Raw genomic sequence first — 3,300 nt, forward strand, 5'->3', positions numbered from 1 at the left:
TCTGGCTGCTGGCCGAGCTGACCTACCGTTGCCCGCTGCAGTGCCCGTACTGTTCCAACCCGCTGGATTTCGCCCAGCAGGGCGAGGAGCTCACGACGGCACAGTGGATCGAGGTGTTCCGCCAGGGCCGCGAGCTGGGCGCTGCACAGCTGGGTTTCTCCGGTGGCGAGCCGCTGGTTCGTCAGGACCTGGAAGAGCTGATCCGCGCCGCCCGCGAGCTGGGCTACTACACCAACCTGATCACTTCCGGCATCGGCCTCACCGAGGCGCGCATCGAAGCCTTCAAGGACGCCGGGCTGGACCATATCCAGGTCAGCTTCCAGGCTGCCGACGAGGCGGTGAACAACCTGCTGGCCGGCTCGCGCAAGGCCTTCGCGCAGAAACTGGCGATGGCCCGCGCGGTGAAGGCGGCGGGCTACCCGATGGTGCTGAACTTCGTCATCCACCGGCACAACATCGACCAGATCGAGCGGATCATCGAGCTGTGCCTGGAACTGGAAGCGGACTTCGTCGAACTCGCCATCTGCCAGTTCTACGGCTGGGCCGAACTGAACCGCGCCGGCCTGTTGCCGACCCGCGCTCAGTTGGAACGCGCCGAAGGCATCACCAACCAGTACCGGGCCAAGCTGGCCGCCGAGAAGCACCCCTGCAAGCTGATCTTCGTCACCCCGGACTACTACGAGGAACGCCCCAAGGCCTGCATGAACGGCTGGGGCAGCCTGTTCCTCGACATCACCCCGGACGGCACCGCGCTGCCGTGCCACAGCGCGCGCCAGTTGCCGGTGCAGTTCCCCAATGTGCGCGAGCACTCGCTGCGGCACATCTGGTACGAGTCCTTCGGCTTCAACCGCTTCCGCGGCTATGACTGGATGCCCGAACCGTGCCGCTCCTGCGACGAGAAGGAAAAGGACTTCGGCGGCTGCCGCTGCCAGGCCTTCCTGCTCACCGGTGACGCCAGCAATGCCGACCCGGTCTGCGCCAAGTCGCGCCACCATGGCCAGATACTGGCGGCACGGGAAGAAGCGGAGCATGCTCCTCGGACCCTGGAGCAACTGACCTACCGCAATGAGCGAACCTCGAACATCATTTGTCGCGCCTGAAATCCGTCCCTTCGGCTTCTGGGACAGCCCCTGGAGCGCGGAAAGCGCCGTCGCCGCCAGCCGCGATTTCGCCGAACTGCGCTGCGGCCCGGCGGGGCTGTTCTGGACGCTGTTCGACCCCGCTGATGGGCGCACCACGCTCTGGCGCTGGCAGGCGGGGGAGGCGAACTGCCTGACGCCGGACGGCCACTCGCTGCGCAGCCGGGTCTACGAATATGGTGGCGGTGCCTTCTGCCTGGTGCCGGGCGGAGTGGCATTCGTCAACGAGACTGACCAGCAGCTTTACCTCCAGCCGTTCTCCGGGGCTCCGGCTGTCCTGACGCGAAATCCCGACGCCCGCTACGGCGATCTCTGGAGCGCGGATCAGCGTGTGCTGGCCGTGGAGGAAGAACAGGGCACCCATCGGCTGGTGGCGATTGCCCTGGCTGACGGCGAACGTCAGGTGCTGGTCGAGGGCGCCGATTTCTATGCCGCGCCACGTCTCAGTCCGGATGGCCAGATCCTCGCCTGGATCGAGTGGAGCCGTCCTGCGCAGCCCTGGACGGAAACACGGCTTTGCCTGCGCCGGCGTGACGGGGATGCCTGGGGACCGATCAAAGTTGTGGCAGGAGCGGATGGCAGTGAATCCCTGCAACAGCCACGCTTCGATGCCGAGGGGCGCCTGCACTGCCTGAGCGATCACAATGGCTGGTGGCAGCCCTGGGCGCTGGAGGGCGAGCAACTGCGGCCCTTGCCTGCCGCCCATGCCGATCACGCCCCGGCCCCTTGGCAACTGGGGTTATGCAGCCACCTGCCAGAGGCGGGGCTGCGGAGCTGGCTGGCCGATGACCAGAGCGATCTGGTCGGCGACGACTGCCAGTTGCTGGCGACCGGATACAGTCGCTTTCGGCAGTTGGCTGCGGACGAAGGGCATTACTACTGCATCGCCGCCGGGCCGGAAAATGCCAGCGCCGTGCTGGCCATCGACCGCAAGGACGCCAGCGTGCGGGTGTTGGCTGGCGGCGGTACCGAACTGTCGACCGAGGAAATCGCTCGGCCCCGACCGTTGCAATTCGCCGTGGGGGGCGGGGAGAGTGCTCACGGCTTTTTCTACCCGCCCTGCAACACAGCCCATCGAGGCCCTGAAGGCGAGTGTCCGCCGTTGCTGGTGTTCTGCCACGGCGGCCCGACCTCCGCCTGCCAGCCCGTGTTCGATCCGCGCATCCAGTTCTGGACCCAGCGCGGTTTTGCGGTGGCCGACCTCAATTACCGGGGCAGCAGCGGTTATGGCCGTGCCTATCGGCAACGATTGGCCGGCGGCTGGGGCGAACTGGATGTGGAAGACGCCAAGGCGCTGCTGATGCACCTGGCCGGACTGGGGCTGGTGAACCCTGAACGGGCCTTCATTCGGGGTTCCAGCGCCGGTGGTTTCACAACGCTCCTGGCGTTGGTCGGGGACACGCCATTTCGCGGCGGCGCCAGTTACTACGGCGTGAGCGACCCGCTGGTTTTGCGCGAGAAGACTCACAAGTTCGAGGCCGACTATCTGGACTGGCTGATCGGCGATCCTGAACAGGACGCTGAGCGCTACCGGCAACGTACGCCGGTCTTGCGAGCGGGCGAAATCGGTGCACCAGTGATCTTCTTCCAGGGCGGCCAGGACGCAGTAGTGGTGCCGGAGCAGACCGCCAGCATGGTTGCAGCCTTGAAGGAAGCGGGTCGGCAGGTGGAGTGCCATGTCTACCCGGAGGAGCGCCACGGATTCCGCCAGGCCACCAACCTGGCCCATGCGCTGGAGGCGGAGCTGGCGTTCTATCGGGGGCTGCTGTAGACCGTGATGGGTTTTCCTGTGGGGGCGAATTCATTCGCCAAGGGCAGCGCAGCTGCCCCCTGAAAGGCGGAAGGGCGAACCTGCGGTCCGCTTAGCGATTGAAATCGCCCCCACAACCAGTCTCAGGCGGCGCCGAGCTCGCAATTGGCTTTCCTGTAGGGGCAAATTCATTCGCCAAGGGCAGCGCAGCTGCACCCTGAGAGGCAGAGGGGCGAACCTGCGGTCCGCTTAGCGATTGAAATCGCCCCCACAACCAGCCCTAGGCGGCGCCGAGCTCGCAATTGGCTTTCCTGTAGGGGCGAATTCATTCGCCAAGGGCGGCGCAGCTGCCCCCTGAGAGGCAGAGGGGCGAACCTGCGGTTCGCTTGGCGATTGAAATCGCCCCCACAA

Annotated in this window: 2 protein-coding genes; both read left to right on the forward strand. The window is 66.0% G+C overall.

Annotation, left to right across the window (positions count from 1 at the left end):
- A partial coding sequence (gene pqqE / locus DM872_RS13080; RefSeq protein WP_179059903.1) for a pyrroloquinoline quinone biosynthesis protein PqqE occupies window positions 1–1,100 on the forward strand: 1,100 nt, incomplete at its 5' end.
- Window positions 1,066–2,910, forward strand: a complete 1,845-nt coding sequence (locus tag DM872_RS13085) for a S9 family peptidase (protein ID WP_179059904.1) — start codon at window positions 1,066–1,068, stop codon at window positions 2,908–2,910. The genes pqqE and DM872_RS13085, both read left to right, overlap by 35 nt.
- Window positions 2,911–3,300 lie beyond the last annotated feature (390 nt).

Origin of the sequence: Pseudomonas taiwanensis (assembly GCF_013393345.1) — a bacterium.
GTDB classification, from domain to species: Bacteria; Pseudomonadota; Gammaproteobacteria; order Pseudomonadales; family Pseudomonadaceae; genus Metapseudomonas; species Metapseudomonas resinovorans_C.